Origin of the sequence: Synechococcus sp. R70.1 (assembly GCF_047461675.1) — a bacterium.
Lineage (GTDB): Bacteria > Cyanobacteriota > Cyanobacteriia > Thermostichales > Thermostichaceae > Thermostichus.
In genome coordinates, this window is sequence record NZ_JANSHR010000029.1 from 1 (window position 1) to 2,500 (window position 2,500).

The window sequence follows — 2,500 nt, forward strand, 5'->3', positions numbered from 1 at the left end:
TCCACCAGGGCCTCGAGGAGGCCTACCAGAACCCGGGCCGCCTCCTGGTTGGGCAGGGTCTTCAGGAGGGGAAAAAGGACCCCAAGCCCCTCCTCCTTGAGGCGCTGGGCCACGCCTTTGGCCCAGGCCAGGGCCTCGGAGGCAAGGAGCCTCTCCCAGAGCCAGCGTACCTCCTCCTCCGGCTTGGCCTCCCGGGGGAGGCGCAGAAGGGCCATGGCCCTCTGGCGCTCCTCGAGGGTGGCCTCCTCCAGGAAGCGGATGAGGATCAGGGTGCGCTTTCCCTCGTAAAGGTCCCCGGCCCGCTCCTTGCCGTAGGTCTCGTCGCCCTCGAGGTTCAGCACGTCGTCCACGATCTGAAAGGCCATCCCCAGCTTGAGCCCCGCCTCCTCGTAGAGGGGAGGGGGCTCCCTTCCCGCCAGGAGGGCTCCCAGGCGCAGAGGAGCCACGGCGGTGTAGTAGGCGGCCTTGTGCCCCACCATGAGGAAGTAGTCCTCAGGGGTGAGGTCCAACCTGCCCGTGAGGGTCCAGAGGAGGTCCAGGTGCTGGCCGTAGGCGGTGCGCCGCACCACCTGGTAAAACTCCAGGAGGACCCCCGGGCCCAGGACGCCCCGGGCCACCCCCTGGGCCAGGAGGCCCCACATCTCCCCGTGCAGGGCGTCCCCCGCGTTCAGGGCCAGGGGCATGGGGTGGAGGCGGTGGAGGGCGGGAAGCCCCCGGCGCTCCTCGGACCCATCCTCTATGTCGTCGTGGACGAGGACCCAGTTTTGGAAAAGCTCCAGTCCCTCCGCCAAAAGCAGGGCGCCCTCCTCGAGGGCCCCGTGGGCCAGGGCGCTGTAGTAGGTGAGGAGGCCCCGGAGCATCTTCCCCCCGCGGCGGGGGTAGTCCTGGAGAAGGGCCTGATAAAGGGGGTCCTCGTGGCGGAGGCGAGCCAAGAGCCTTTCCCTCAGGGTCTTGCGCACTTCCTGGGGCGCGGGCACCATGCTATACACTTTAGGCCATGCGTGGCTACGCCCTGGGCCTTCTCGCCCTTAACCTCCTCACCCTGATCTGGGGCACCACCTTCGTGGTGGTCAAGGGGGCGGTGGCGGAGATCCCCCCAAGCCTCTTGGTTCTCCTCCGCTTCTTGGTGGCGGGGGTTTTCTTCCTGCCCCTCCTCCTGCGCCTGCCCCGGGGGGCGTGGGGGCCGGGATTGGAGCTGGCCTTCTGGCTCCTTCTGGGCTACGCCTCCCAGGCGGTGGGGCTCCTCTACACCTCGGCCAGCCGGAGCGCCTTCATCACCGCCTTAAACGTGGTCCTGGTGCCCCTTTTCCTCTCCATGGCGCGGAGGCGGGTGCGTGGGGTCTGGCTCGACCCCCTCGTGGCCTTTCTGGGGGTGGGGTTCCTCTCCTACGACCCCAGGCAGCCCCCCTTGAACGTGGGGGACCTCTGGACCCTCCTCACCGCCCTCACCTACGCCATTTACATCGTCCGCCTCGAGGTCCACGCCAAGGCCATTCCCTCCCTGCCCCTCACCGCCGTCCAGGTCCTGGGCACGGGCCTCTTCGCCCTGCCCTGGGCTCTGGCGGAGGGCTTCCGCCTGGAGGGGGTGCCCTGGGGAGCGGTCCTCTATCTGGGCGTGGCGGCCACCGCCCTCGCCACCTGGCTCCAGACCTGGGGGCAGAAGCACGTGCCCGCGCCCCAGGCGGCCATCCTCTACACCCTGGAGCCCGTCTGGGCCACCCTCTTCGCCTTCTTGGTCCTGGGGGAGAGGCTAGGCGCCTGGGGCTTCCTTGGGGCCTCTTTGGTGATCCTGGCCACCCTCCAGGCTATCCGCCGATCCCCAGCATGACCCGCTTGCGCAGGGTGGGCAGGGTGTTGCCGAAGGCGGGCTTCCGGTTTGTGGCGATCAGGATGGCGTCCACCAGGGCCTCCACCGGCTCCTCGGCGGCGAAGGCCCAGGCGATGTCCATTTCCAAATCGGTGAGGAGGCAGGGCCTCAGCTTCCGGTCCGAGGTGAGGCGAAGCCGGGAGCAGTGGGAGCAGAAAGGCTCGGTGACGGGGTTGATGAAGCCCACCGTTCCCTGGCTTCCGGGGATGCGGAAGACCCGGGCCGGGGAGGAAGGGTCGTGGGGGACGGGCTCCAGGGGGCCGTAGACCGCCTCAATCCGGGCCCGGGTCTCCTTGCCCGGAACGAAGCGGCGGCGGTACTCCTCGGGGTCGGAGTTGTCCAGGTGCATGTACTCAATGAAGCGCATGTGGAGGGGGCGCTCCAGGGAGAGCCCCGCCAGGGGGACTACCTCCTCCTCGTTCATCCCCCGGATGACCACGGCGTTCAGCTTCACCGGGTGAAGGCCCAGCTCCAAAGCGGTCTCCACGGCCTCCAAAACCCTTTCCACCCTGCCCCCCCGGGTGATGCGGGTGAAGACCTCGGGGGTGACGGCATCCAGGGAGATGTTCACCCGGTTGAGGCCGGCCTCCACCAGCTCCCTGGCCCGTTTGGCGAAGAGGAGGCCGTTGGTGG

At 68.8% G+C, this 2,500-nt stretch carries 3 protein-coding genes (1 of these 3 cut by a window edge); 1 reads left to right on the forward strand and 2 read right to left on the reverse strand.

The annotated features are described in order from the left end of the window. A partial coding sequence (locus tag NW807_RS05020; RefSeq protein ID WP_414425442.1) for a polyprenyl synthetase family protein occupies window positions 1-980 on the reverse strand: 980 nt, incomplete at its 3' end. Between the two features lie 17 nt (window positions 981-997). On the opposite strand from NW807_RS05020, the gene NW807_RS05025 reads away from it, so the two are divergent. After that, window positions 998-1,828: a DMT family transporter gene (locus tag NW807_RS05025; RefSeq protein WP_414425443.1), complete on the forward strand. Its 831-nt coding sequence runs from the start codon at window positions 998-1,000 to the stop codon at window positions 1,826-1,828. Here the strand turns inward: NW807_RS05025 and moaA are convergent. Continuing rightward, window positions 1,806-2,500, reverse strand: partial view of a GTP 3',8-cyclase MoaA gene (moaA, locus tag NW807_RS05030; protein WP_414425444.1) — the 3' portion only. The gene runs 283 nt beyond the window's last position; 695 of the gene's 978 nt are visible here — the last part of the coding sequence; its start codon lies off the right edge, out of view; the stop codon is at window positions 1,806-1,808. The two genes, NW807_RS05025 and moaA, sit on opposite strands and share 23 nt — an antisense overlap.

Excerpts from the sequence above, each read along its gene's own strand:
- NW807_RS05025 (WP_414425443.1), top strand. The coding sequence starts at position 998 with ATGCGTGGCTACGCCCTGGGCCTTCTCGCCCTTAACCTCCTCACCCTG.